This window comes from Streptomyces sp. NPDC054956 (genome assembly GCF_053609185.1).
Genome location: NZ_JBSGXB010000081.1, coordinates 1 through 25,778 on the forward strand (window position 1 = coordinate 1; position 25,778 = coordinate 25,778).

General features: G+C 73.5%; 21 protein-coding genes. 15 read left to right on the forward strand and 6 right to left on the reverse strand.

Translation table 11 applies throughout. The annotated features are described in order from the left end of the window. The 6 genes from ACWGDE_RS15745 to ACWGDE_RS15770 form a co-directional block, all read left to right on the forward strand. The coding region (locus tag ACWGDE_RS15745; RefSeq protein ID WP_453389547.1) for an ATP-dependent DNA ligase at positions 1–1,484 on the forward strand (1,484 nt) is incomplete at its 5' end. 104 nt (positions 1,485–1,588) lie between these two features. Next, on the forward strand, positions 1,589–2,716 hold the full coding sequence (locus tag ACWGDE_RS15750; protein WP_453389548.1) for a M20 family metallopeptidase: 1,128 nt from the start codon (positions 1,589–1,591) through the stop codon (positions 2,714–2,716). Between the two features lie 93 nt (positions 2,717–2,809). Further along, a complete protein-coding gene (locus ACWGDE_RS15755; protein ID WP_453389549.1) occupies positions 2,810–3,469 on the forward strand; it encodes a helix-turn-helix domain-containing protein in 660 nt (219 codons plus the stop codon). Between the two features lie 16 nt (positions 3,470–3,485). Then, a complete protein-coding gene (locus ACWGDE_RS15760) occupies positions 3,486–3,665 on the forward strand; it encodes a DUF6126 family protein (RefSeq protein WP_453389550.1) in 180 nt (59 codons plus the stop codon). 64 nt (positions 3,666–3,729) lie between these two features. After that, entirely contained in the window at positions 3,730–4,812 is a 1,083-nt protein-coding gene (locus ACWGDE_RS15765; protein WP_453389551.1) for an NAD(P)H-dependent amine dehydrogenase family protein, read from the forward strand. Next, positions 4,809–5,288, forward strand: a complete 480-nt coding sequence (locus ACWGDE_RS15770; RefSeq protein WP_453389552.1) for a carboxymuconolactone decarboxylase family protein — start codon at positions 4,809–4,811, stop codon at positions 5,286–5,288. The genes ACWGDE_RS15765 and ACWGDE_RS15770 overlap by 4 nt, the downstream gene beginning before the upstream one ends. 76 nt (positions 5,289–5,364) lie before the next feature. On the opposite strand, the gene ACWGDE_RS15775 is transcribed toward ACWGDE_RS15770, so the two are convergent. Together ACWGDE_RS15775 and ACWGDE_RS15780 are read right to left on the reverse strand one after the other, a co-directional pair. Then, on the reverse strand, positions 5,365–7,020 hold the full coding sequence (locus ACWGDE_RS15775) for a GMC oxidoreductase (protein WP_453389553.1): 1,656 nt from the start codon (positions 7,018–7,020) through the stop codon (positions 5,365–5,367). Between the two features lie 448 nt (positions 7,021–7,468). Continuing rightward, entirely contained in the window at positions 7,469–8,125 is a 657-nt protein-coding gene (locus tag ACWGDE_RS15780; RefSeq protein WP_453389554.1) for a DUF6629 family protein, read from the reverse strand. Positions 8,126–8,262: 137 nt separating this feature from the next. Here ACWGDE_RS15780 and ACWGDE_RS15785 point away from each other — a divergent pair, with 137 nt between their 5' ends. Further along, positions 8,263–10,335, forward strand: a complete 2,073-nt coding sequence (locus ACWGDE_RS15785) for a glycosyl hydrolase family 28-related protein (protein ID WP_453389555.1) — start codon at positions 8,263–8,265, stop codon at positions 10,333–10,335. Between the two features lie 21 nt (positions 10,336–10,356). On the opposite strand, the gene ACWGDE_RS15790 is transcribed toward ACWGDE_RS15785, so the two are convergent. Continuing rightward, the gene (locus ACWGDE_RS15790) at positions 10,357–11,844 is read right to left on the reverse strand and encodes an MFS transporter (RefSeq protein ID WP_453389556.1); all 1,488 of its coding nucleotides are present in this window, start codon (positions 11,842–11,844) and stop codon (positions 10,357–10,359) included. Between the two features lie 356 nt (positions 11,845–12,200). Between ACWGDE_RS15790 and ACWGDE_RS15795 the strand changes: the two genes are divergently transcribed. Further along, on the forward strand, positions 12,201–15,644 hold the full coding sequence (locus tag ACWGDE_RS15795; RefSeq protein WP_453389557.1) for a S8 family serine peptidase: 3,444 nt from the start codon (positions 12,201–12,203) through the stop codon (positions 15,642–15,644). 65 nt (positions 15,645–15,709) lie between these two features. Here the strand turns inward: ACWGDE_RS15795 and ACWGDE_RS15800 are convergent, their stop codons facing one another. The 3 genes from ACWGDE_RS15800 to ACWGDE_RS15810 are packed head-to-tail and all read right to left on the reverse strand — an operon-like array spanning position 15,710 to position 18,731. After that, positions 15,710–16,249 carry a hypothetical protein gene (locus tag ACWGDE_RS15800; RefSeq protein WP_453389558.1) on the reverse strand — a complete coding sequence of 180 codons (540 nt, stop codon included), beginning with the start codon at positions 16,247–16,249 and terminating at the stop codon, positions 15,710–15,712. Beyond that, the gene (locus ACWGDE_RS15805; protein ID WP_453389559.1) at positions 16,246–16,977 is read right to left on the reverse strand and encodes an ATP-grasp domain-containing protein; all 732 of its coding nucleotides are present in this window, start codon (positions 16,975–16,977) and stop codon (positions 16,246–16,248) included. The genes ACWGDE_RS15800 and ACWGDE_RS15805 overlap by 4 nt, the downstream gene beginning before the upstream one ends. Positions 16,978–17,027: 50 nt before the next feature. After that, positions 17,028–18,731, reverse strand: coding sequence for a serine/threonine-protein kinase (locus tag ACWGDE_RS15810; RefSeq protein WP_453389560.1), 1,704 nt, complete (start codon positions 18,729–18,731; stop codon positions 17,028–17,030). A gap of 362 nt (positions 18,732–19,093) precedes the next feature. On the opposite strand from ACWGDE_RS15810, the gene ACWGDE_RS15815 reads away from it, so the two are divergent. The 7 genes from ACWGDE_RS15815 (at position 19,094) to ACWGDE_RS15845 (ending at position 25,760) form a co-directional block, all read left to right on the forward strand. Then, entirely contained in the window at positions 19,094–20,257 is a 1,164-nt protein-coding gene (locus tag ACWGDE_RS15815; protein ID WP_453389561.1) for an agmatine deiminase family protein, read from the forward strand. A gap of 77 nt (positions 20,258–20,334) precedes the next feature. After that, positions 20,335–21,240 carry a DUF4436 domain-containing protein gene (locus ACWGDE_RS15820; RefSeq protein WP_453389562.1) on the forward strand — a complete coding sequence of 302 codons (906 nt, stop codon included), beginning with the start codon at positions 20,335–20,337 and terminating at the stop codon, positions 21,238–21,240. Positions 21,241–21,327: 87 nt separating this feature from the next. Beyond that, a complete protein-coding gene (locus ACWGDE_RS15825) occupies positions 21,328–22,182 on the forward strand; it encodes a hypothetical protein (RefSeq protein ID WP_453389563.1) in 855 nt (284 codons plus the stop codon). A gap of 40 nt (positions 22,183–22,222) precedes the next feature. Then, positions 22,223–22,780 carry a protein-tyrosine phosphatase family protein gene (locus ACWGDE_RS15830; protein ID WP_453389564.1) on the forward strand — a complete coding sequence of 186 codons (558 nt, stop codon included), beginning with the start codon at positions 22,223–22,225 and terminating at the stop codon, positions 22,778–22,780. Between the two features lie 157 nt (positions 22,781–22,937). Continuing rightward, positions 22,938–24,215, forward strand: coding sequence for a cytochrome P450 (locus tag ACWGDE_RS15835; RefSeq protein WP_453389565.1), 1,278 nt, complete (start codon positions 22,938–22,940; stop codon positions 24,213–24,215). A gap of 139 nt (positions 24,216–24,354) precedes the next feature. Further along, complete coding sequence (locus ACWGDE_RS15840; RefSeq protein WP_453389566.1) at positions 24,355–25,527, forward strand: hypothetical protein; 1,173 nt, start codon at positions 24,355–24,357, stop codon at positions 25,525–25,527. After that, positions 25,524–25,760, forward strand: coding sequence for a hypothetical protein (locus tag ACWGDE_RS15845; RefSeq protein ID WP_453389567.1), 237 nt, complete (start codon positions 25,524–25,526; stop codon positions 25,758–25,760). The genes ACWGDE_RS15840 and ACWGDE_RS15845 overlap by 4 nt, the downstream gene beginning before the upstream one ends. Positions 25,761–25,778: the final 18 nt, after the last annotated feature.

Below are 25,778 nucleotides of genomic sequence, written 5' to 3' on the forward strand. Positions count from 1 at the left end.
TCCTCGCGGAGGTGTTCGCGGCCGCGGGCGTGGACGAGGCCGCGCTCGTGGTTTCCTACCTCGCCGGCCGGCTGCCCCAGGGGCGGCCGGGGGTCGGCTGGCGCGCGCTCGCGCGGGAGGTGGAGCCGGCCGCCGAGCCGACCCTGACCGTGTCCGACGTCGACGCGGCCGTGACCCGGCTCGCCGCCGTGGCCGGGGCCGGCGCGCAGGCCGAGCGCCGCCGGATCCTGGACGGTCTGCTCGGCGCCGCCACCGAGGCGGAACAGCGGTTCCTGCGCAGCCTCGTCTCCGGAGAGGTCCGTCAGGGCGCGCTCGACGCCGTGGCCCTGGAGGGCGTGGCCGCCGCGGCCGGCGTGCCCGCCGCGGAGCTGCGCCGGGCCGCGATGCTCGACGGCTCCCTGCCCCGGGTGGCGGCAGCCGTCCTCGCCGACGGGGCGGCGGCCCTGCGCGAGGTGACGCTGCGCGTGGGGAGACCCGTACAGCCCATGCTGGCGAACACCGCCAAGTCGGTGGCAGAGGCGCTGGCCGCGCTCGGGCCGTGCGCGGTGGAGGAGAAGCTCGACGGGATCCGCGTGCAGGTCCACCGCGACGGGGACGACGTACGGGTCTACACGCGCTCCCTCGACGAGATCACCGACCGGCTCCCGGAGGTGACCGAGCTCGCCCGGTCGCTGCCGGGGGAGCGGTTCATCCTCGACGGGGAGGTCATCGGACGGTCCGCGGCGGACGGCAGGCCGGTGCCCTTCCAGGAGGTGGCGAGCCGGGTCGGCTCCCGGGTCGACGTCGAGGCGGCCCGGCGGACGCTCCCGGTGTCCCCGTACTTCTTCGACGTCCTGGCGGCGGGCGAGGACGTACTCCTCGACGCGCCGGTCCGCGAGCGGTACGAGGCCCTGGCCGCCCTGGTGCCCGAGGAGTGCCGGGTGCGCCGGCTCGTGGTCGGGGACCCGGAGGCGCAGGCGGCCGAAGCGGAGGAGTTCTGGGCGGAGACACTGCGCCGGGGCCACGAGGGCGTCATGGTCAAGGCCCTCGACTCCGCCTACGCGGCCGGCCGGCGCGGCAAACACTGGCTCAAGGTGAAACCGGTGCACACCCTGGACCTGGTCGTGCTCGCCGTCGAACGGGGCCACGGCCGGCGCACCGGCCTCCTGTCCAACCTGCACCTCGGCGCGCGGGCCGCCGACGGCACGTTCGCCATGCTCGGCAAGACCTTCAAAGGGCTCACGGACGAGATGCTGCGCTGGCAGACCGAACGGCTGGGCGAACTCGCCGTCGAGGACGACGGGTTCACCGTCAAGGTCCGCCCCGAACTGGTCGTGGAGATCGCCTACGACGGCCTGCAGCGCTCCCCGCGCTACCCGGCCGGGGTGGCCCTGCGCTTCGCGCGGGTCCTGCGCCACCGCCCCGACAAGCGGGCGGAGGAGGCGGATTCGGTGGAGACGGTGCTCGGGGAGCGGGACGGGGCCGCGGGCTCCGGCCAGGGATGATCCGGGGCCAAGTGCCCTCGGGGCCGCGGCCGGAGGCCCGTCGGCAGCGGGCCACGGCCCTGCTCGGAAGATCATCGATTCGGCGTGCCCGATACCCTGGCGGAATGACGATGCGCAAGACCGTTCATGTGAGTGTCGACGCGATGATCGAGGACCTCAGGGCACTCGTCGAGGTCGAGTCACCATCGCGCGACCCCGACGCCCTGGCGGCATCGGCCAAGGTGGTCGCCGCCGTCATCGAGAGCCGCCTCGGCGGACAGGCCGCCCTCGTCGAGAGCGAAGCCGGGCCGCACGTGCACTGGTCGGCCGGGGGCGAGCCCAAGGTGCTGGTGCTCGGCCACCACGACACGGTGTTCCCGCTCGGATCGGTCGAACGCCGGCCGTTCACCGTCCAGGACGGGCACGCCACCGGCCCCGGGGTCTTCGACATGCTCGGCGGACTGGTGCAGGCCGTGCACGGGCTGGCGACCCTCGACGACCTGTCCGGCGTCGAGATCCTGGTGACCGCCGACGAGGAGGTCGGCTCCCATTCCTCCAGGGCGCTCCTCGAAGAGCGGGCGCTGGCCTGCGGCGCGGTCCTCGTACTGGAGGGTGCCGCCGACGGCGGGGCCCTGAAGACCGGCCGCAAGGGCTGCGGCACCTTCCAGGTCTCCATCGCGGGCCGCGCCTCGCACGCGGGCCTGGAGCCCGCGGCCGGGGTCAACGCCCTGATCGAAGCGGCGCACCAGGTACTGGACATCGCGGCGCTGGGACGGCCCGGGATCGGCACGACCGTCACCCCGACCGTCGCGTCCGCGGGCACCCTGGACAACGTCGTCCCCGCGGAGGCGACCGTGATCGTCGACGTCCGCGTCGAATCGGACGCCGAGCGGGAGCGGATCGAGTCCGCCTTCGCCGCGCTGGCTCCGCACCTGGACGAGGCGCGGATCACGGTGGAAGGGGGGATCGGCAGGCCCCCGATGCCGGAGTCGGCCTCGGCGGAGCTCTTCGCCGTGGCGAAGCGGCTGCTCCCCGGCCTCGAGGGCAAGGCCGTCGGCGGTGGGAGCGACGGCAACTTCACGGCCGCGCTGGGCGTGGCGACGCTCGACGGCCTCGGAGCGGTGGGCGGCGGCGCCCACGCCGACCACGAGTACCTGGTGATCGATGCGATGGCCGAGCGGGCGAACCTCGTGGCGGGCCTGGTGGACGCGATCCAGAACGGCCGGAGCGCCGGGGGTGCCCGGAACGCCTGACGCGATGCGGAGAAGCAGAAGAGCGGCCCCGGCTCTTTTGCCTCAGAGGCAAGACGGATTGCCAGAGGGGTAAGGATCTGGCTCAATCGGGGCATGACAACCGGTCCTGCACCCGGCCCCGACGACGTGGCCGGCCCCGACGGCGCTGATGCCGCCCACGGTGACGAGCTGCCCACCGTGGCCCCGCAACTGCGTGACCTGCGGCGCCGTGCCGGGCTCACGCTCGAGGCCGCCGCCGCGAGGGCCCGGCTCTCGCCCGCGCACCTGTCGCGGCTGGAGACCGGGCGGCGCCAGCCCTCGCTGCCGCTGCTGCTCGGACTCGCCCGCACCTACGGTACGACGGTCTCGGAGCTGCTCGGGGAGACCCCGGCCGTCGCCGATCCCATCGTACGGGCCGGCGGTCCGGGTGCCCGAGAGGCCGACGGGTGGACGTACTGGCAGGCGGGCGGCTCCGGCCGCGGCATGCAGGCCCTGCGGGTGCACGTCCCCCACGGCCGCAGCCAGGGCGAGCTGGTGCGCGTACATCCCGGGGAGGAGTGGCTGTACGTCCTGAAGGGGCGGCTGAGGCTGCACCTGGGGGACGCGGAGCACCTGCTGGAGCAGGGGGACAGCGCGCACTTCGACTCGCTCACCCCGCACCGGATCGGCGCGGCCTCGGCGGCCGGGGCCGACCTGCTGTTCGTCCACACCCTGCTGCAGAGCAGCCTCGCCGGGCTGTGCCTCGGCGGCGGGTCCACCACGCACCACCGATAGCCGAGGAGCCGTACCCATGTCCCAGACAGAGCAGCAGCCCGAGGCGGCGGAAGCCCGGCCGGCGACCCTCATCGGGCGCATCGAGTCGAAGTTCCCGCGCGGTCTCGTCATCCGGCTCATCGCCTACTTGTTCGTAGGCCACCTCTTCGCGTTCTTCGTCTACCTGCTCTTCGTCCTGGGTGCGCAAAACCAGTGACAGCGGGCCGAAAATTCCGCACACGGCACTAGGAACCTACAGGTCCTGAAGCTACCCTCCGCGCATGATTTCCACGGTTGTCTGGGGTACCGGCAACGTCGGCCGTTTGGCCATCCGTGCCGTAGAGGCCCATCCGGCGCTGAAACTGGCCGCCGTCATCGTCCACAATCCCGAGAAGGTCGGCCGCGACGCAGGTGAACTCGGCGAGCTCGACTACGAAGTCGGGGTCGCGGCCACCGACGACATAGAAGCGGTCCTCGCCGCCCGTCCGCGGGCGGTCGTCTACGCGGCCTCCGGCGACATCCGCCCCGACGACGCCCTGGCCGACATCACGCGCGCGATCCGCAGCGGGGCCGTCGTCGTCAGCCCCGCCCTCTATCCGCTCTACGACCACCGCAACGCGCCACCGGAGTTCCGCGATCCGGTGGCCGCCGCGGTAGCGGAGGGCGGCGGCTCGCTCTTCGCCTCCGGCGTCGACCCCGGCTGGGGCAACGACGTGCTCCCGCTCCTGCTCAGCGGACTCGGCACCAGGATCGACGTCATCCGCTGCCAGGAGATATTCGACTACTCCACCTACGACCAGCCGGACTCGGTCCGCCTCCTCGTCGGCATGGGCCAGCCCATGGACTTCGAGCCGATGATGCTGATGCCGTCCATCCCGACCATGGTCTGGGGCGGACAGATACGGATGATGGCCCGCGCCCTGGGCGTCGAACTCGACGACATCCGCGAGACCGTGGACCGCCGCGCCCTCGACACCACCGTCACCACGCGGACGATGGGCGAGTTCGAGGCAGGCACCCAGGGGGCCATCCGCTTCGAGGTGCAGGGCATCGTCGAGGGCGAACCCCGCATCGTCATCGAGCACGTCACCCGCATCCACGCCTCCTGCGCCCCCGACTGGCCGACCCCGCCCGACGGCGGCGACGGCGCCCACCGGGTCATCATCGAGGGCCGCCCCCACATCGAGGTCACCATCGAAGCCACCGACGAGGGCGAGAACCGCTCCGCCGGCGGCAACGCCACCGCCGTCGGGCGCCTCGTCGGCGCCATCGACTGGCTGGTGGAGGCCGAACCGGGGCTCTACGACGCCCTGGACGTCCCCCTGCGCCCCGCCACCGGCAAGCTCGGAAGGAAACTGCCATGAGGATCGACGTCCCCGAAGGCCAGCACCCCATCGAGTACGTGTGGGGTGACCTGGTGCCCGGCATCGGGATGGCCGCCGCCAACTTCTCGCTGTCGGTGTACGCCCACACCACCCTGGGGCTGCGGGAGTTCGAGGCCGCCCGGCTGCGCGTCGCGCAGATCAACGGATGCATCTTCTGCCTGGACTGGCGGACCGACCGGGACGGGGAGAAGGTCGAGGAGGAGTTCCCCGAGGCCGTCACCGAGTGGCGCACCACGGACCGCTTCGACGAGCGCACCCGGCTGGCGGCCGAGTACGCGGAGCGGTACTGCCTCGACCACCACGGGCTGGACGAGGAGTTCTGGGAACGGATGACGGCGCACTACAGCCAGGTGGAGATCGTGGAGCTCACGATGAGCATCGGGTCGTGGCTGGCCTTCGGCCGGCTCAACCACGTGCTCGGCCTCGACAGCGTGTGCATGCTGCCCGGCCACTGAGCGGGGCGCACACGGAACCGGGGCCGTCGGTGAATCCGACGGCCCCGGCTCTTTGCACACCCACCACTCGTGGGTGCTACAGGTCGGTGGCGATGATCTTCTCGATGTTGCGCTCGGCGAGCGCGGTGATGGTGACGAAGGGGTTGACGCTGGTGTTGCCGGGGATCAGCGCTCCGTCGATGACGTACAGGCCGGTGTAGCCGTGCAGGCGGCCGTAGTTGTCGGTGGCCTTGTTCAGGACGGCGCCGCCCAGCGGGTGGTAGGTGAGGTGGTCGCCCCAGATCTTGTTGGTGCCGAAGAGGTCGGTCCGGTAGATCGTCCCCTCCTTCGAGTTGATCTTGTCGAAGATGGTCTTGGCCATGTCGATCGACGGCTGCTTCCAGGCTGTCTGCCAGTTCAGCTGGACCGCGCCCGAGGCCGCGTTGTACGTGAACTCCGCGCGGTTCGGGTTCTTCGTGATCGACAGGTAGAACGAGGCGTAGGTCTCGATGCCGGTCGGCAGCGGGGCCACCTCGGCGAAGGCTCCGCCCGCGTCCCAGTTGTCGATGCCGCCGCAGGGGATGGAGGCCTGCACCTTGCCGGTCGGGTCCCACATGTGGTTGGCCCGGCCGCACATGACGTTGCCGTTGTCGCCCCAGCCCTTGCCGATCTCGCCGTTCAGGTTGGGCAGCGCACCCGTGGCCTTCAGTTTCACGAGCAGCTTGCTGGTGCCGACGCTGCCGGCCGCGAAGAACACCTTGTCCGCGACGACGGTCTTGGTGCCGACGGTGTCGCCGGTGGTGTTGATCTGGTCGATGACGACCGTGTACCCGCCGCCGGCGGCCTGGGAGACCGAGGTCACCCTGTGCAGCGGCGAGATGGTGACCTTGCCGGTGGCCTTGGCCTGGGCGATGTAGGTCTGCTGGAGGGACTTCTTGCCGGCGTTGTTGCCGTAGAGGATCTCGCCGGCGACGGCCGACTTGGGGACGGTCCCGGCCGCCTCCTGCTTCATGTAGTTCCAGTCGTACACGTCGGGGACGAAGACGAAGGGGAACCCGGAGCGCTGGGCGTGCTTGCGGCCGACGCGGGCGAACTGGTAGCAGTCGACGGTGTCGAACCAGGCCGGGTCTATGAGACCGACCCCGAGCCCCGCGTTGGCGCGGGGGTAATAGGTGTTGTACATCTCGTCCGCGTCCACGGACGGGAGGATGGCGCCGAAGTTCGCGCGCTTCGGGGTGACCGCCATACCGCCGTTGACCAGGGAGCCGCCGCCGACGCCGCGGCCCTGGTAGACGATGATCCCGCCCATTTCCTCGGCGTCCAGGATGCCGGTGTAGCGCGGGACCTCCTTGTCGATGGGGAAGCCCAGGAAGTTGCTCAGGGGAGCCTTGGTCTTCGTGCGGAGCCAGTAGGCGCGGTAGTCCGGACTGGTCGTGTTGCAGAAGATCTTGCCGTCCGAGCCCGGGGTGTCCCAGGCCATGCCCATCTCGATCATGTGGACGTCCACGCCGGCCTGGGCGAGCCGCAGCGCGGCGACGGATCCGCCGTACCCGGTGCCGATCACCAGGGCCGGTACGTGTGCTCCGTTGTCGATGGGCCCGGCGGCGGTCGCACCGTCCGTGGCGGCCTGTGCCTGGGAGGGAGTGATCTGGCCCGCGAGGGCCATAGCTCCCAGAATGGAACCAGTTCTACCCAGGAATCCACGACGCGATACGCCGTTGGAGTACGTTTTGTGCAGGCCTTTGTCGCTCATGTGAGCTTCCTCACTCTAGGCGGAATGAGAACGAGTTCTACTGCCGAGTGCTTGTGAAGTCACTAGATACGTCGAGGTATCTTTCGCCGGTCGCGACGGTGGTGGACATCAACTCACCTGCGGTGGAACGGGGTTGAAGGTCCCATCGGACGCTGGGAATGACGACGGGCTGTGGATGGCCGGTGGCCCCGCAGTGACGGTCGAGTGGCGGGTGAAGATCCGGCCGCGGGCGGGTGGCCGCCCGAATCCGCCACGTCAGAAGTCGAACGCGTTACGGCGGGCCGCCCGTCCCGGGGGAGCCGGGAGCGCGGCGCACCCAGCCACTCCGTCGTGGCTGTGTTCCGCCGGGTCGGAGGCCGAAAAGCGGCAAACCGCAGGATGGGCCCATGATCGGTTCCGGAATCTTTTTACCTTCGCCGGGTGTTCCTGTTCGCCGCCCGCGGCGGTGTTACAGGCCCGGGGTGCTCCGCCCGGCGGCCTCGTGTACACAAGGGGAACTCTCGCGGCGGCCGGTCCGGACCAGGATCAGCGTCGAGGCCGCGGCCGCGAAGGCGCACCAGGTGGAGGCGAATTCGAGCCTCCACAGGGCCGTGCAGACGAGGGCTCCCGCGGCCATCAGCAGGCCGAGGAAGCGCAGCAGCCGGTCTCCGGAGATCAGCAGGGCGCCGAGCGTGGCGAACAGATAGCCCGCAAGAAACAGCGGCATCCACGGAACGTTCACGCCGTATCCGAGCGTGTGGCCGCGGACCTCCGCGTTCACCGGACGCGTGGCCAGGCAGTACGAGAGGTACGCGCCGGTGGCGATTCCGGCGGCCGCGGGCCACCTCAGCCGGGGCCGGAGCCCGGGCGGGGCGGCGAGCAGCACGGCGAGCGGCACCCATACCGGCAGCAAGGGCAGGGCGATCACGGCCCAGGCGGTGGTGGCCGGCCCGCAGCCCCCGTCGGAGTGCCAAACGGCGGCCTCGATCAGCTGGTGCGCGCCCAGCAGGACGGGGAGCGCGGCGAGGGGAAGGTCGCGGGCCCGTCGGGTGCGCGCCAGGCAGGCGATCCCGACGGCGGTGATGGCCGCCCCGGCAGTCAGATCGGCCGTCGCGCTCCAGCACATGGCGACCTCCAGCTCCCACGGTAGGCCGCTTCGATCCGGTCTGCCACGCCACGGATCCATGGAAGAATTCGACAGGACAGAGAAGATTTCTGCATGACCCTTGCTGGTTTCGCGCGCGGAGTCCTACTGTCCCGGCTATGCCCCCCAGAAGAGCCGTTCCAGGACGAGCCGTTCCCAGCAGAGCCGTTCCCGGCAGAGCCGTCCGCACGACAGCCGTCCGCACGAGAGCAGCCGCCGCGCTGGCGGCGATCACCGCGTCCACGCTCGGCCTCGGCGTACTCGGCGCCCTGGGCGCCGTCGCGGCCGAGGCCCGGCCCGCGGCCCCGGACCCGGCCAGGGCCCCGAACGTCACCCGGGCCGCCCTCGATCCCGCACTGGTCGAGGGCCGCGGGGCCCGCGTGGACTTCGCCGAGCAGGAGGCGGAGAACGCGGCCACCTCCGGCACGGTGATCGGCCCCGACCGCACCGCGTACTCCCTGCCCGCAGAGGCCTCCGGCCGCAAGGCGGTGAAACTGCTGCCCGGCCAGTACGTGGAGTTCACCCTGCCCGCGGACGCCGACGCGCTCACCGTCCGCTACAGCCTTCCGGACGCCCCGGCCGGCGGCGGGATCACCGCCCCGCTCGACGTCACCGTGAACGGCACGAACCGCCGTTCCATGACGCTGACCTCCCAGTACTCCTGGCTGTACAACCAGTACCCGTTCAGCAACGACCCCCGTGCCGAACTGCTGCACCCCGACTGGTGGATCACCGAGTGCGGCTGCGTGCCGGCCGCCACGACACCGGCCCCGGTCATCGCCAAGCCGTTCCGTCCCACCCACATGTACGACGAGCAGCGCCTGCTCCTGGGCCGCACCCACCGGGCCGGCGACAAGGTCAGACTGACCGTCCCGGCCGGGAGCCCCGCCGCCTGGACCGTGATCGACCTGCTCGACTCGCAGCGCGTCGGCGTCCCGCACGTGGAGACGGCCGCCGCCAACGCCCTGCTCTTCGGCGCCGATCCGACCGGCCGCCGCGACTCCGCCGACGCCATCGACCGGGCCGTCGCCTTCGCCAAACGCCACCGGCTCCCCGTGTACCTGCCGCCGGGCACCTACCAGGTGGGCCGCCACATCGTCGTGGACGAGGTCACCATCACCGGCGCGGGCAGCTGGTACACCACCGTGAAGGGCAAGGGCGTCGGGTTCTACGGCAAGGAGGCCGCCGACGGCGGCAGCCGCAACGTCCACCTCTCCCGGTTCGCCATCGAGGGAGACGTCCGCGAACGGGTCGACACCGACCAGGTCAACGGCGTCGGCGGAGCCATGAGCGACTCCACCGTCGACTCCCTGTACATCCACCACACCAAGGTGGGGCTCTGGTTCGACGGTCCGATGAGCAACGTGAAGGTCACCCGCAACGTCATCACCGACCAGATCGCCGACGGCCTCAACTTCCACACCGGCGTCACGGACTCCCTCGTCCAGGACAACTTCGTCCGCAACACCGGCGACGACGGCCTCGCCCTGTGGGCGGAGAGGACCGCGAACGCCCGCAACACCTTCGACCACAACACCGTGCAGAGCCCGACCCTGGCCAACGGCATCGCGGTCTACGGCGGCGCCGACACCACCGTCAGCGCCAACCTCGTCGCCGACCCGGTCCGCGAGGGCAGCGCCCTGCACGTCGGATCGCGCTTCGGCGCCGAGCCCTTCACCGGCGGTCTGCGGATCGCCGGCAACACCACCGCGCGCGCGGGCACGTACGAGCTGAACTGGAACATCGGGCTCGGTGCCATCTGGTTCTACGCCCTGGACCGGAGCATCGACGGTGCCGACATCCAGGTCACCGGAAACGACTTCCTCGACAGCACCTACAACGCCGTGATGCTGGTCAGCGACTGGCCGGTGAAGGACAAGGTGCGCATCGAGAACGTCCACTTCAAGGACGTCCGGGTCGACGGCACCGGCACCTCCGTGGTCAGCGCGCGGGCGGCCGGCTCGGCGAGCTTCGAGAACGTGGACGCCCGGGGCGTCGGGGCCGTCGGCGTCAACAACTGCGGCTCCTTCAACTTCCCCGCCACCGGCTCGGAGTTCACCCTCGTCGACCGAGGGGGCAACGACGGCGGCGGTACGACGGGCCCCTGCTTCGCCGGCTGGGAACTGCCCAACACCATCACCTGCGACGACCGCCCGCCGGTCGTCGTCCCGCCGGCGCCGAGCCCCTGGTAGAGCTCCGGCCCGGCGAAGAGGTCACCGCTGCGCCGCTCCCGGGGGTTCGAGCGGCGGAGCGGTGACCGCGCAGTTCGTACGGCACTGCGGGTGGCAGGCCCCGCGCGCGGGGGAGCGTACGGTCGCCCACGCCACGGCGGAGCCGGCCACCAGCACCCCCGCGCACCAGGGCATCGCCCGCCCGAAGGCCGCGTCGAAGGCGCCGGCCGAGCGGTAGGAGTCCGGTCCCATCCCGGCCAGCAGCGGCAGCGCGGCCACCGCGAGCAGCCCGGCGGCCCGCGCGGCGGCGTTGTTGATGCCGCTGGCCAGGCCCGCCCGGCCGGGGTCCACCGAGGACAGGACGGTCGCCGTCAGCGGGGCCACCAGGGTCACCATGCCCATGCCCATCACGACCAGCGCCGGCAGCACGTCCCGTACGTACGAGGCCTCCGGGCCCACCCGGAGCATCAGCAGCATCCCCGCGGCGCACAGCAGCGGGCCCACGGTCAGCGGGATCCGCGGGCCGATCCGCTCGCCGAGCTCCGCGGAGCGGGCCGACAGCAGCAGCATGAGCGCGGTGGTCGGCAGCAGGGCGGCCCCGGCGGCCAGGGCGGAGTAGCCGCAGACCACCTGGAGCTGGAGCACCACGAGGAAGAAGAACCCGCCGAAGGCCGCGTACACGCACAGGGTGACCAGGTTGACGGCCGTGAACTGGCGCGAGGCGAAGATCCCCGGCGGCACCATCGGGTCGGCCCGCCGCCGCTCGGCCAGGACGAAGACCGCGGCCAGCAGTACACCGGCGACGGCCGCGACCGGAACCAGGACGGAGCCGGTTCCGGCCTCGATCAGCGCATAGGTCAGCAGTGCGAGCGAGGCCGCCCCGAGCACGGCCCCGGCCACGTCGAACCGCCCGTGCGCCTGCGGATCCCGCGACTCCGGTACGTGCCGCAGCGCCACCGGGACGCACAGCGCGGCGACCGGCACGTTCAGCAGGAACACCCAGCGCCAGCCCGGCCCGTCGACCAGCCACCCGCCCAGGAACGGGCCCACGGCCGCGCCCACCCCGCCGAGCCCCGACCACAGTCCCACCGCACGGGCCCGGTCGTCGGGATGGATCGAGGCCTGGATCAGCGCGAGCGAGCCGGGTGTCAGCAGGGCGCCGCCGATGCCCTGCAGGGCGCGCGCCGAGATGAGCACCCCGGCGCTCGGCGCGATTCCGCAGATCAGCGAGCCCGCCGCGAACCACACCACTCCGAGCACGAAGATCCGGCGCCGCCCGAACCGGTCGCCGAGGGCCCCGCCGACCAGGATCAGCCCGGCGAGGGTCAGCAGATACGCGTTGACCGTCCACTGGAGCACGGCCAGATCGGCGCCGAGGTCCCGCCCGATGCGCGGGAGGGCGACGTTGACCACGGTCGAGTCGAGCAGCGCCATGGCGGACCCGAGCACGGTGGTCAGCACGATCCACCGGCCCTGGGCGGTAGCGAGCCGTACCCCGGGGGACCCGGGCGACGCTGCGGCGTCGGTCATCCCCCCAGGCTGGCCCGCGCTGGCCCGAAGGGCCACCCGGCGGAGCGGGCGAGCGGGCCCGCGACCGTCCGGTACGGCTCATTAGGCCCTCTTGTACTGGGCATGACACCTCCCGCACCATGGCCCGCGCACGTCACGCACACCCTTTCCGCACGACCTGCACACGGCGTACGAGGAGACCACACGTGGCACAACGCGACAGCCGACGAACCTCAGGATCGCCCTTACCCGCACGCTCCCGCTCGCGATTACGACCCGCGCGCGCCGCCCTCGCCGCGCTCGCCGCGGCCCTGCTCCTGCCCGTCGGCGCGGGGGTCGCCGCCGCCGCCCCGGACCCCGCCCCCACCCCGGGCGCAGTGGCCGAACGCAAGATCGAGCCGAGCCTGCGCGCCCAGCTCGACGGCTCCGCCAAGGCCGTCTTCTGGGTCTACCTCGACAGCGCGGCCGACCTCACCGACGCAGGCAGGCAGCAGACGCGCGCGGCGAAGGCCGAAACGGTACTGCGGCTCAAGAAGGACCACGCGCAGCGCACCCAGACCGAGGTGCTCAAAGCCCTCGACGGAGCGCAGGCCGAGTACACCTCGTACTGGATCGTGAACGCGGTCCGCGTCGTCGGCACCGAGAAGCTCGCCGGTGCCCTCGCCCAGCGCCCCGAGGTCTCCCGGATCGACGCCGACGACAAGGTCGTCCTGCCCAAGCCGGCGGACGGCACGCGCGAGCGGACCGCCCCCGACGCCGTCGAGTGGAACATCGACCGCATCAAGGCACCGCAGGTGTGGGACCAGCTCGGCGTGCGCGGCGAGGGCATCGTCGTCGCCAACATCGACAGCGGCGTCGATTACACGCACCCGGCCGTCGCGGGCCAGTACCGCGGCAGGAACGCGGACGGGAGCTACGACCACAACTACAACTGGTTCGACCCCGCCGGCGTGTGCCCCACCGCGGCCCCGTGCGACAACAACGACCACGGAACGCACACCATGGGCACCATGGTCGGCGACGACGGCGGCGCCAACAAGATCGGTGTCGCCCCCGGCGCCAAGTGGATCGCCGCCAAGGGCTGCGAGACGAACTCCTGCTCCGAGGCCTCCCTGCTCGCCGCGGGCCAGTGGATCGTCGCGCCGACCGACCTGCACGGCCAGAACCCGCGCCCGGACCTGGCCCCGCACGTGGTCAACAACTCCTGGGGCAGCACGCAGCACGACGAGTGGTACCGGCAGATCGTCGACACCTGGCGCGCCGCCGGCATCTTCCCGGCCTTCTCCAACGGGAACGCCGGCCCCGGCTGCTCCACCAGCGGATCGCCCGGTGACTACGCGAGCTCCTACAGCTCCGGCGCCTTCGACATCAACGGCGCGATCGCCTCGTTCTCCTCGCGCGGCGCGGGCCCCGGCGGGATCGTCAAGCCGAACATCGCGGCCCCCGGCGTGAACGTGCGCTCCTCCGTCCCCGGCGGCGGATACGAGTCCTTCTCCGGCACCTCCATGGCCTCGCCGCACACGGCCGCGACCGTGGCCCTGCTCTGGTCGGCCGCGCCCGCGCTCGAAGGCGACGTCGCGCAGACCGAGGCGCTGCTGGACGGCACCGCGCAGGACAGCGACAGCAGCCAGTGCGGCGGTACCGCCGCCGACAACAACGTCTTCGGCGAGGGCAAGCTCGACGCGCTCGCCGCCGTCACCGCCGCCCCGCGCGGTGCGGTCGGCGCCCTCGGCGGCACCGTGCGCGCCGCCGCCGGTCAACCCCTCGCCGGCGTGAAGGTCGTCGCCCACGGCCCGATCGACCGCACGGCGACCACCGCGGCCGACGGAACGTACCGCTTCCCCGCCCTGTCCGTGGGCGAATACGCGCTGACCGCCTCGAAGTTCGGCTACGGGCAGCAGGGCGCGACCGTGGCGGTCACCGAGAACGGCACCGCCACCGGCGACCTCACCCTCACCGAGGCGGCCTCCGGGAAGGTCACCGGCACGGTCGCCTCGGCCACCGGCCCGCTGGCCGGCGCCGCCGTCACCGTCGCCGACACCCCGGTGACCGCGACCACCGACGCACAGGGCCGCTTCGAGGTCACCCTGCCGCACGGCACGTACGACGTGAACGCCAGCCACCCCTCCCGCTGCCTCACCGGCGGCACGGCCAAGCTCACCGTCGCCGGGGACACCACCGTCGCGGTGAACCTCCCCGAACGCACCGACGGCTACGGCTACGCCTGCGCGGCCTCGAACGGCAGCCCCTACCGGGCGGGGGACCGGCAGCTCGCGCTGACCGGCGACAACACCACCGAGCGCGTCGACCTGCCCTTCCCGCTGCCGCTGTACGGCAGGACGTACGGGCAGGCCTGGATCGGCACGAACGGCACCGTCAGCTTCGGCGGCAACAACACCGGCGACATCAACGGGGACATCCCGAGCGCGGCCACGCCCAACGCGGCGCTGTACCCGTTCTGGGACGACCTGGTCGTCGGCGCCGCCGGCAGCGGGTCCGGCGTCTTCACCTCGGTCACCGGCACCGCACCGCACCGCAGTTACGTCATCGAGTGGCGCGAGGTGTCCCACTGGTCGGCGCAGTCCGACAAGTTCTCCTTCTCCGCGGCGGTCGGCGAGGACGGCTCCGTGCGGTACTCCTACAAGGGGACCGGCGGCACCGGCATCAAGGGCGGCTCCACGGCCACGGTCGGCGTGGAGAACGCGACCGGCACCGACGCCTTCAAGTACTCGTTCAACACGGCCGTCATCACGGACGGGCTGTCCATCGGCTTCCGCACCACCAAGAGCGGTGTGGTGGCGGGCCGGGTGCTCGACGCGAACGACGGCAACGGCGTCGCCGGGGCCACGGTGACCGTCGGCACGGGCGCCACGGCCGTCTCGGCCACCACGGCCGCGGACGGCGGGTACGTGGTCCAGAGCCCGTCGGGAGCGCGGGAACTCGCGCTGACCGCCGCGCAGTACGAGCCTGCGGCGGCCACCGTGGACGTCAAGGCGGCCGACGTCACCGAGGTGACGCGGTCCCTCCGCACGGGCAAGGTGACACCGTCGAAGCCGGCGGTGGAGATCGTCCTACCGCCCGGCCAGAAGCGGACGCGGACCCTCGACCTCACCAACCCGGGCCTCGGCACGGCCTTCGCCGCGGCCGAGGACGCGGCCTGGCTGTCGGTCACCCCGGGCTCGGGGGACCTCCCCACGGGCGGCAAGGCCCCGCTCACCCTGTCGGTGGACAGCACCGGCCTGGCTCCGGGCACCGTCCTCACGGCCGACCTGAAGATCACGTCGGCGAGCGGCCGCACCCCGGTGCTCACCGTTCCCGTCAAGCTCGTGGTCCCGCGCTACCAGACGGCCCTGGACGCGGGCTCCACGAGCGCGAGCACGGACTCGCTGGGCGACGGCTGGTCCCCGGACCGCAAGTACACGGCGGGCTCGTACGGGTACCAGGGCAACAGCTCGGTCCAGTCCACCAGCCGCACCATCGCGGGCACGGACGACCAGAAGCTGCTGCGCAGCGCCCGTGAGGGCATGTACGAGTACCGCTTCGACAACGTCCCGAACGGCACCTACACCGTGGAACTGGGCTTCGCGGAGCTCTCCTCCACCCGGCCGAACAAGCGCGTCTTCGACGTACTGGCGGAGGGCACCCAGGTCCTGCCCTCCCTGGACATCTCCCTGGAGGCGGGCACCTACACGGCCCTGACCCGCACGTACACGGTCAAGGTCACCGACGGAGTCCTCAACATCCGCTTCGTCACGCACACCGGCTTCGGCAAACCCCTGCTGAACTCCCTGCGCGTGACGGACCGCCCGGACAAGAGCTGACCCCTGGCGGTGGCCTGACTCCGTCCTGACGGGCGGGGCGCCCTCGGGCGCCCCGCCCGTTCCCGTCACCCCTTGCGCTGCCGGTCGCCGCCCTGCTTACCGGTGGTGATCCGGAACTCCGCGTCCAACTTGCGCACCAGCGCCCCGCCGTCCCCCTGGGGCCCGTGGTCCGCGACCCGGTCGAGGAAGCCGAGCAGGCCCTCGCGGACCCCGGCCAGCAGGGGCTTCACCTCCTCGCGGCGCAGCTCCAGGGCCTTGGTCCGGGGGCCGATCACCCGCACCCGGATCCGGTCGCCGGGGAGGAAGGCCACCTCGGTGCCCGGATCGTGGCCGAGCCAGTCCGGGGACTGGCCCCGGGCGAGGCTCTCCCAGTCCCGCCAGCTCTCCAGGCCGAAGCAGCAGCCGGGCGGTACGACGACCCCGGTCGCGGGGTCGCTCAACAGCAGCCCGCCGGGCGCGATCAGGCACTCGGCGTCGGCCAGACCGCCGCTGGCCCGGGAGATGCTCGCGAGGGCGGCCGTCACCTCGGCCCGGGTGAGCGCGTCGGACAGGACCAGGAGGTCGCCCGCGTCGGAGACCTCCAGGACGGGCTGCATGAGGATCATCGGAGGAACTCCCGGTCGTGCGGGGCGAAGGAGACGAGGGGGGCCGCCGCGCGCAGGACCACGTCCAGGGCGCGCCGAGGGTCACAGGCGTACGTGCCGCTCGCCCACGCGGCGTTGGCCTCGATCACCGACCAACGGCCGTCGGCGAGGCCCACGTCGACCACGATCGCCGACGGGAGGGTGGCGAACGGCAGGCCGGCCCCGAAGGCGAGCGCGTCGGCCGAGGCGGGGCCCAGGCTCAGGCGGCCGTCCTCGGCGTAGCGGCTCGCCGTGTGGACGGCCCCGTCCAGCAGGAACAGCCGGTGCTCCGCCGTGAACCGGACCACGTCGCTGACCAGCACCGGCGTTCCCGGGTCCACCGCGTCCGGTCCCGGCAGGCGGGAGCCGTCCGCGTAGACCAGGGCCGGGATGCCCTTGTCGTTCGGGGACTTCACGAAGACCGGCCGGCGCAGCGCGTACGCCTCGCGGATCGGCATCAGGGTGATCTCCCGCCCGGTGAACTCCCGGGGCAGCCGCGCCAGCCAGTCGGACGGCGCCTCCAGCACCCCGATCCCGAGCGCGGGCGCCACGGCGTCCGCGAAGCTCGGACCGGCGTGCAGATGCGCCGCCCGCAGCCCTTCGGGTACGTCGAAGCCGTCCAGGCGTACGGTGTCGAGCCCGCGCTCGTGCGCCGCGTCCCGGATGCGGGCGGCGGACGCGGTGAGGCGGGGCGGGAGCAGCAGGGTCATGCGGTGATCCTGCCGAACGGCCGGGCCGGCGTCATCCGGATTACGCGGGGTCAGGCTCCGCTCCGGCGGTACTGGTCCACGACGACGGTGACGGGGCCGTCGGCGGCCGCCTCGACCAGTCGCACGATCGCTATCTCGGCGCGGTCCGGACTGCGCACGCAGAACGGCCGTGCCTTCGCCGGCGTGGTGAGGGGCAGGGCGGTGGCCGGTCGGATCCCGATGCCGTGAACGCAGGCGTCGACCGTGAGTTCCCCGGAGTCGGCCACGAAGGCGTCCGACTCCTCGGACTTCACGAACGCCTGGCCTTCGCGCGCCAGGTACCAGGCGGCCGTGTCCGCCGGCACCACCTTGCCCGCCTTCAGGTCGAACTCGTAGCCGGAGTCGGGAGCGGTGAGCTCGGCCTTCGCGTAGCCCGGTACGTAGGCGGGCGCGGAGGGCGGGGCCGAGGCCGGGGGCCGGGGGGTTTCGGTGGCGGGGCCCCCGCCGGTGTCCGCCGCGTCCCCCACGGGCGCGTCCCCGTAGGACCCGTCCAGGTAGTACACGGCCCCGCCGCAGGCCAGCACGGTGGCGGCCACCGCCAGGGCCACCGCGGGCAGACGCCGGCGCCGGCCGCGCCCGCGCGTACGGCGGTCGGGGACGGGCGCGGGTACCGGACCTGCCGGTGCGGCCGGCGCCGGAGGCTGGATCCGCGTGGGCACGGGTACGGGCGTACCGGGCCCGGGGGTGGCCGGGGCGGAGCCCGGGGAGCCGTCCGCCGGTCCGTGGTGCGCGGTCGCCGTCCTGGTCGCCTGGAGCGGGACAGGGAGCTGCGCGGGCCACCCGGCGTCCCCCCGGGCGCCGGCCTCGCCCCGGCCGCCGACCTCCTCCCGGACCGGCCCGGGCAGCCAGCCCTCGGTGAACTCCGAGCGCGGGCCCACCAAGGGGTGCCCGTGCACGTACGAGATCAGCTCGACGGTCGCGGGACGGTCCTCGGGGCGCTTGGCCAGGCACCAGGAGACCAGGTCGTGCAGGTCACGGGGGACCCGGGTGAGGTCGGGGAGCTCGTGGACCACCCGGTACAGGGCGCTGGACTCCGGCCCGTTCCCGAAGGGCGCGACCCCGCCCGCCACGTACGCGGCCAGCGTCCCCAGCGCGAAGACGTCGGTGGCCGGCGTCGCCGCGTGGCCCAGCGCCTGCTCGGGCGCCATGAACGCCGCCGTGCCGACCCGCAGGCCCGTACCGGTGAGCGCGGCGGCGTCCGCCGCGCGCGCGATGCCGAAGTCGATCACCCGGGGGCCGTCGTCGGCGATCAGCACGTTGGCCGGCTTCAGGTCGCGGTGGACCACGCCCGCCCGGTGGATGGCCTGGAGCGCCTCGGCTATGCCCGCGACGAGCAGCAGGACCGTGCGCACCGGCAACGGCCCGTGCCGCCGCACCACCTCGTGCAGCGAGGGGCCGGGCACGTAGGCCGTGGCGAGCCACGGCGTGCGGTCGTCGACCCCGGAATCGACCACCTGGGCCGTGAACAGGCCGTGTATCCGTCGGGCGCTGGCCACCTCCTGGGCGAACCGCTCGCGGAACTCCGGATCGGCGGCGAACTCGCCGCGCACGGCCTTCAGCGCGATCGGGCGTCCGCCGGGCGTGTAGGCCAGGTAGACCACCCCCATGCCGCCCGCGCCGAGCCGGGCGTGCAGGCGGTACCCGCCGATCTCGTGAGGATCGTCGGCGGACAGCGCCGTACGGGTGGGCTGTGCGCCGGAATGCTGCTCGGGCATGCGGTGGCTCTTTCAACGATGCGGCAATGACCTGCGCGCATCGTGCCGCTAACTGAAGTTTCAGTCAATCTTCGGCCAAGGGGAGACTTGCGAGACCGGAGGGGTTCAGCGGTGACCGCCCGTGGAGATTCGTCGGTGTGCTCGCCCGGGAGTGGGCGCAATGGAGAGGGGAAGTTGACTGAATATTCAGTCAGTGCCAGAGTGGCGACACGTGGCCGTGCCGCCGACTCCTGCGTACCGGCCGTTCGCGGTGCGAGAGCGCACCCTTGTGACAGGGGCCCGGGACCGTCGGCCCGCGCCACGCCTCCCGTGCCCGCCCTGGCCGGACGCCGTCGTTCCGCCAGTCACGATCGGAGTTCCCCGTGTCCCACCTTCCCCCCACCCGTCGGACCGCCCTCCAAGCCCTCGCCGGTCTCGGCGCCCTCGCCTTCGGCGCCGTCGCCTGCGGCACCTCCGAGACCGCCGACCGCGCCAGCGCCCCCGCCGGCTCCCCCCAGCCGTCCCCGGCCGGCGGCGAACGCCGCCTCGGCGCCGAATGGGAGAGCCACGTCCGCACCTTCATGGCCTGGCCCGCGCTGGACGCCGTCTGGATGGAAGACCTGCGCTCCGTACGCGAGGACATCGCACGGATCGCCCGGGCCGTCGGGGAGTACGAGGCGGTCGTCATGATGGCCCGGCCCGAGCAGGTGGACGCGGCGCAGCGGGCGTGCGGCTCCCAGGTCGAGGTGATCCCGCTGGCCGTCGACGACCTGTGGGCCCGCGACACCGTTCCCGTCTTCGTGGAGGAGGGCGGCAAGGTCGTCGGCGTCGACTTCAACTTCAACGGCTGGGGCAAGAAGCAGGAGCACAAGAACGACTCCCAGGTCGGGCGCCTCCTGCTGGAGAAGTACGGGATCCCCCGGGTCCAGGCTCCGCTGACCGCCGAGGGAGGCTCCTTCGAGACCGACGGCGAGGGCACCCTGCTGGTCACCGAGAGCTCGATCGTCAACGACAACCGCAACCGGGGCAAGAACCGGGACACGATCGAGGCGGAGCTCAAGCAGACCCTGGGCGTCGAGAAGGTGGTCTGGCTGGCCGGCGTACGCGGTCAGGACATCACCGACGCGCACGTGGACAGCCTCGTACGCTTCACCGCCCCCGGTGTGGTCCTGCTGGACAAGGCGCACCCGAGCACCCCGGCGGACTCCTGGTCGCGCTCCGCCGACCAGGCGAAGTCGGTCCTGTCGAAGGCGACGGACGCCCGCGGCCGGCGCTTCGAGGTCATCGACCTGCCGCAGCCCGATCTGAACAAGATCACGGGCAAGGGTGACGACTTCGTGTCCACCTACGCCAACTTCTACGTGGCCAACGGCGCGGTCTTCATGCCCAGGTTCGGGGACGCCCAGGCCGACGACCGGGCCCGCGGCATCCTGCGGGAGCACTTCCCCAAGCGGGAGGTCGTCATGGTCGCGATCGACACGATCGCCTCGGGCGGCGGCGGCATCCACTGCTCGACCCACGACGAGCCGGGCAAGCCCGCGGCCTGACCGCGGCCCGACCGCGCCGCACCGCCGCTCGTCCGCACCGCACCACAGCCCGACCGCACCGCACCACCGGAGCCGCCGTGTCCCAGTCCCGTCGCCACTCACCCGCGCGCCGCGTCCACCTGCTGCCGGCCCTGGTCGTGCTCGCCGTCGTGGCGGCGGTCACGGTGGGGGCCTGGCTCCAGTTCGGTGAACGCCAGGCCCTGGACACCGTGTCCACCGCGGGCCGGGAAGATCCCGACCGGGTGGACGTCGAGGCGACGGTCCAGCGCGTCGACGCCGCCGGACGGGAGCTGGTGCTGCGCGTCCTGGTCACGCCCAGGGGGGCGCTGGCCGAGGCGGGCGGGGTCTCGCCCGTCGAGGACCTCACCCTCCAGACGTCGACGGCCACCCGCGGGGACCTGGTCTTCAAGGCCCACCAGCGCATCTCCACCCTGGACGTGCCGGTCGCCCTGACGGGTGGCTCCATCACCGACTACCCGTTCGACTCCTACGAGGCGGCCGTCGAGTTCGGTGCGGTGCTGGGCGGCGACAAGGTCCCGGTCCGCGTCCGCTTCTCCAACAACGACGTGCTCTTCTCGTCCACGGTGGACGCCTCGGAGGCCGGCGGCGTCGCCGTCCTCGACGTCGGACTGACGCGGTCCAACAGCGTGCTCGTCTTCGCGGTCTTCATGATGATCGCGATGTGGGCGCTCGCCGTGTCCGTCCTGATCGGCGGATGGTTCCTCGTCACCCGCCGCAAGGGGCTCACCTGGCCCGCCCTCGGCTGGATGGCCGCCACCCTGTTCGCCCTGGCGGCCTTCCGCAACACCGCCCCCGGCACGCCGCCGATCGGCTGCCTGCTCGACTACCTCGCCTTCCTCTGGGCGGAGACGGTCATCGCGTTCTGCCTGATCACCGTCGTGGTCGCGGGCATCCGCGCGGAGCCGCGCACCGATCCGCCGGAGGGGGCGGACGCCGCTCCGGTGACCGCGGCCTCCCCGTGAGGGTGCGGGGGCATTCGGGTGGCGGGCGGCGACCGGCCCGCGCGACGCGCGCGGCGGGGCCCGGGAGGCGCCGTACCGTGGCTGACCATGACGCTCCAGAGCGACCGGGCCGGGCAGGCCGAGCAGAGCGGGCCGCACACCCCGCACGCGCCGACCGGACCGCACGGGCCGGGCGGGGAAGCCGACCGGATCCGGGCCCTCGTACGGGACTCCGACCCCGGGGCGGCGTGGGCGGTCGGCGGTCCGGACGGCGCGGACGCGGCGGCCGAAGGCGCGGTGGGAGCCGACGGTCCCGGGCCGGGGCCCGGAGCGGAAGCCGAGGCCGGAGCAGAAGCCGGAGTCGGAGCCGGGGGCGCGGTCGTCGGTGACCTCGACGTCGACGGGCTGGCGGGCGTGCTGGCCGTGTGGCCCGTCATCGGAATCCTCGTGGACGCGGGGGAGCTGCGGCTGCACACCCCGCTCACCGCGTACGGGGCCGGCGGCGAACTGCCCGCCGGGACCACCGCGCACCAGCTGCTCACCCACGGCACCGGACCGTCGCCCGCCCTCGTCGGACTGGCCGAGCGGCTCTGCGGCGGACCCCTCGCCGGGTTGGCCGCGGACCGGGTCTGGGGCCCCCTCGGCATGACCCGGACCCGTTTCGCCGCCGACGGCACCCTGCGGGCGAGCCTCACCGACCTCGCCCGGTTCCTGAGCCACCTCCTCGCCCCGGCGGGCGGCCCCGTCAGCCCGGCCTGGACGGCCCAGTCGCTGCGCATCCGCACCGGCGAGCTCACCCCGGCCCGCGGCCTCCTCTGGCACCCGGCCCCGCACGGAGCCTGGTCGTACGGCGACGGCCCCGCCCTGTGGGTCTCCCCGCGCCGGCAGCGCTGGGCGGCCCTCCTGCCCACCACCCCGTCGGCCCGGCTCCGTACCGCCTTCCGCGACACCGTATTCGGCTGAACTGCCGTGCGCTGAAACGGCGTTGTACCCTCGGGGCACCATGAGGAGAACACGTCGGAAGGACCGTGGGGCCCCCGGTCCGCAGAGCCCCTGGGACGAGATCGTCCCCGGCCTCTGGATGGGCGGCCACTACTGGACCGACCCCGCCGGAGAGCTGTGTCCGGTCGTCGTCGGCGCCGAGTTCGACCTCGTCGTCAGCCTCTTCACCCGTGCGGGCCACGGCCCCGACCCGCACGTGGAACACCTCGTCGGCGAGATGCCGGACGCCCCGCTCACGGGCGCGCAGCTGCGTACCGTACAGAGGCTCGCCGGGGCGGTCCGCAGTGCTCTCGACTCCGGACGGACGATCCTGGTCCGCTGCCATTCCGGTTACAACCGTTCGGGGCTCGTCGTCGCCCAGTGCCTCGTCGACGGCGGCCTCGCCCCGGACGCCGCGGTGGGCCTCGTCCGTCGCAAGCGCTCTCCCTGGGCCCTGCACAACGGGACCTTCACCGACTATCTGGCCGCCGGTCTGGACGTCGCCGCCCTGCTCGTCGACCTCGACCCGGCCTCCGGCCCCGCATCCGGGCCGGTATCGGGGCCCGGCCCCCTGGCGTAGTCCTCGGAGCGCGGACCCGGGGTGCTCGACGTACGGTGAGCGCGAGATCACCGACCGTCGAATCCCGGCTGCGAGGAGGTACACGGATGCGCCCGGTCCACGAGACCGCCCCCGAGACGCCAAGCCGTCCAGGCACCCTCGTCCGGGCGGCCGCCGGATGACCGCCCCGGCCTCGCCGGCTTCCTCGGCGGCCTCCGCCTCCCCGGCGGCCGGATCCGCCCGGGTGCGCCGGGCCGCGAGCGTCCGGTTCGCCGCCACCCACACCCTGCCCGTCCTCGTACGGGGCTTCGTGAGCGCCCGCCCCCGCGCGGCCCGGGGACACACCGCGACCGGCCGGCCCCGCTGGTCCGCGGCGACCCTGCGGGCCCTGCGCGCCCGGCACGGCGGAGCGCCCGTACTCGTCCGGGGGCTGACCGGCGCCGTCCTGCTCGTCCTCGACCCGCAGGACGTACGGCAGTTCTACGCCGAACCCGCCGGCACCCTCGCCCCCGCCCCGGACCCGGCGGACGGCTGCGCCCACGCCGGGCTGCGTGCGGAGCGGCGGGCGGTGGACGACTCCGTCCTCGCCGCCGGCCTGCCCGTGCACCCCTCGTGCGGGCCGTTCCTCTCGGTGCTCGCCGAGGAGGCCCGTCGCCTGACCGCCGGGGGCACCCTCGAACTCGCCCGCACCCGCCACGCGGTGGCCCGCGCGGCCCGCCGCATCGTCCTGGGCGACGCGGCGGCCGAGGACGCGGAACTCACCCGCCGGCTCGGACGTTTCCACCACAAGGCTGGCGCGCGCATCGCCGCGTACGCCGATCTCGCGGAGCCGCACACCCTCGTGGGGCGGGCCCGCCGCCATGCCGATCCCACCGGCGGCATCGACCCCGCCGGGCAGGTCAGGCACTGGCTGGCGGCCTTCGACCTCGTCCCCGGCGTCCTGCTGCGCACCCTGCTCCTGCTCGGCGCCCACCCGGCCGAACAGGAAGCGGTCGCCGCCGAGGCGCGGGCGGCCGGCACCGGCCGGGGCGCGCTGCCCCGGATGCGGGCCTGCGTCAGGGAGGCGCTGCGGCTGTACCCGGCCGTCCCCGACCTGATACGCGTCACCCGGACCGAGACCGAGTGGCGGGGCGTGCACCACCCCGCCGGGACCTGCGTGGTGCTCCCCGCCCTGTTCCACCAGCGCGACCCCGAGCACGTACCCGCCGCGCACGTCTTCGTACCGGGCCGGTGGGCTTCGAGCGAGGCGGAGCGGGACATCCGGATGGCCCCCTTCGGCCACGGAGGCGGACGCTGCCCCGGCGAGCAACTGGGGCTGCTGGTCACCGCCGCGCTCTGCGCCGAGGTGCTGCGCGGACACCGGGTCCAGGCCGTCCGGCCCGTGCTCGACCCGCTCGGGCCACTGCCCGGCGTGCTGGATCCGCAGGGCATCCGGCTCCGGCTCACCCGCCGCTGAACCGCGCCGCCCTCGCCGCCCGTCCTCGGCCCGGCCTGCTCCGCCCGCCCCGCCCGCTCCGCCCGCACCTTCTGCCCCGCCCGCACCACTCACCCCTTGCGACACCCACCCGACGTCCGTCCGACCCGACGAGGAATCCATGTCCGACGCCGCGCCTTCCGCGACCACGGGGTCCACCGCCCCGGACGCAGACCCGGACGCCGATCAACTGGGCGCCCTGTGCCGGGAGCTGGCCGAGGCGGCCGACGCCGTCGGCGAAGCCGCCCACTACGCCTCCCGGCTGGCCCTCGGCTCCCGGCTGCCGGTCACCGCCCTGGTCCGCGGCAGCCGCCGCCGTACTGCCTGGCGCACACTGCTGCGCACCCTCGCCGACCCCGCCGGACTCGGCTGGGCCCCGCGCGGCCGGGGATTCGCCAAGGCGGGCTGGCTCGCCGGGGTACTCGCCGGCCGGGAGAGCCTCGCCGTCAGCCTCGCGGTCTGCGGCCTCAAGGGCAGGATCCGGGTCGCGTGCACGCGCAACCCGGGGATGCCCGCGGACCCGGCCGCCGCCGAGGTGTTCAAGGCCGTCGAGGAGGACCGGCAGGCCGACGCCGTCCGGGAGTTCCGCGAGCTCATGGGCCGACAGGGCGCCGGACCCGCCTTCGCCCTGCTGAACCCGTCGTTCGCCGACATCCTGGCCTGGAGCGCGCTGACCGACGACAACCCCTTCAACGACCACGCCGGCTGGCAGGTCGCCACCGGCCGGGCCGTGACCGCCGAACCGCTCCTGGGACTCGGCGCCGCCTTCCGGGCCTTCTTCGACCGGAGCCCCGCCTGGGCCGATCCCGACCCCGGCCTCCTCGCGGAGCTGGACACCAGCGGCACCCCGGCCGGGTACGGGCGCAACGCCGAGCGGATCGCCGCGGTCGGCGGCGCGGTGCTGCTCCAGTCGGTCACCGGCCCGGACGGCACCGAGCGGTGCGTGGTCCAACTCGCCGGCCCACCGCAGGAGTCCGGCCGCACGGGACCCCCGTACGCCGAGGGCCACGACGCCCGGCACGCCGCCTACGAGCGCACCGTGGCCGCGACCGTACGGCGCCTCGTGCCCTCGGGAACCGAAATCGCCCTGGTCGGCCGGGGCCCGGGCGGTCTCGCGGCCGAACGGCTGGCCGCGAGCCGTGACTTCACCACCGTCTATCCGGTGGTCCGGGTGTGCCACGGCGCGGGGTCCGGGGCGGAAGTGCTCGCGGAGTTCCTGGGCCGGGTCACCGCGAGCCATCTCGTCGGCGTGCCCGGCGTCCCCGACGCCTTCGCCCCGGGGAGCCACCGGTGACCGAACTCCGCCAACCCGCCCCGGCCGACGGCCTGCGCGCCCATTCGGAGGCCCTGCGTTCGCACGCCGAACGCCTGCGCCGCGCCGCGGGCGACCTGCGCTGGCAGGGCCCCCGGGCCGACGCGCTGCGCGCCGAGGTGGCCGGGCTCGCCGACCGCTGCGTCACGGCGGCGGGCGGCTTCGACCTGGCGGCGGCCCAACTCGCCCCACACGGACCGTCGGAGCGGCCATGACCCCCGGCCCCGCCGGGT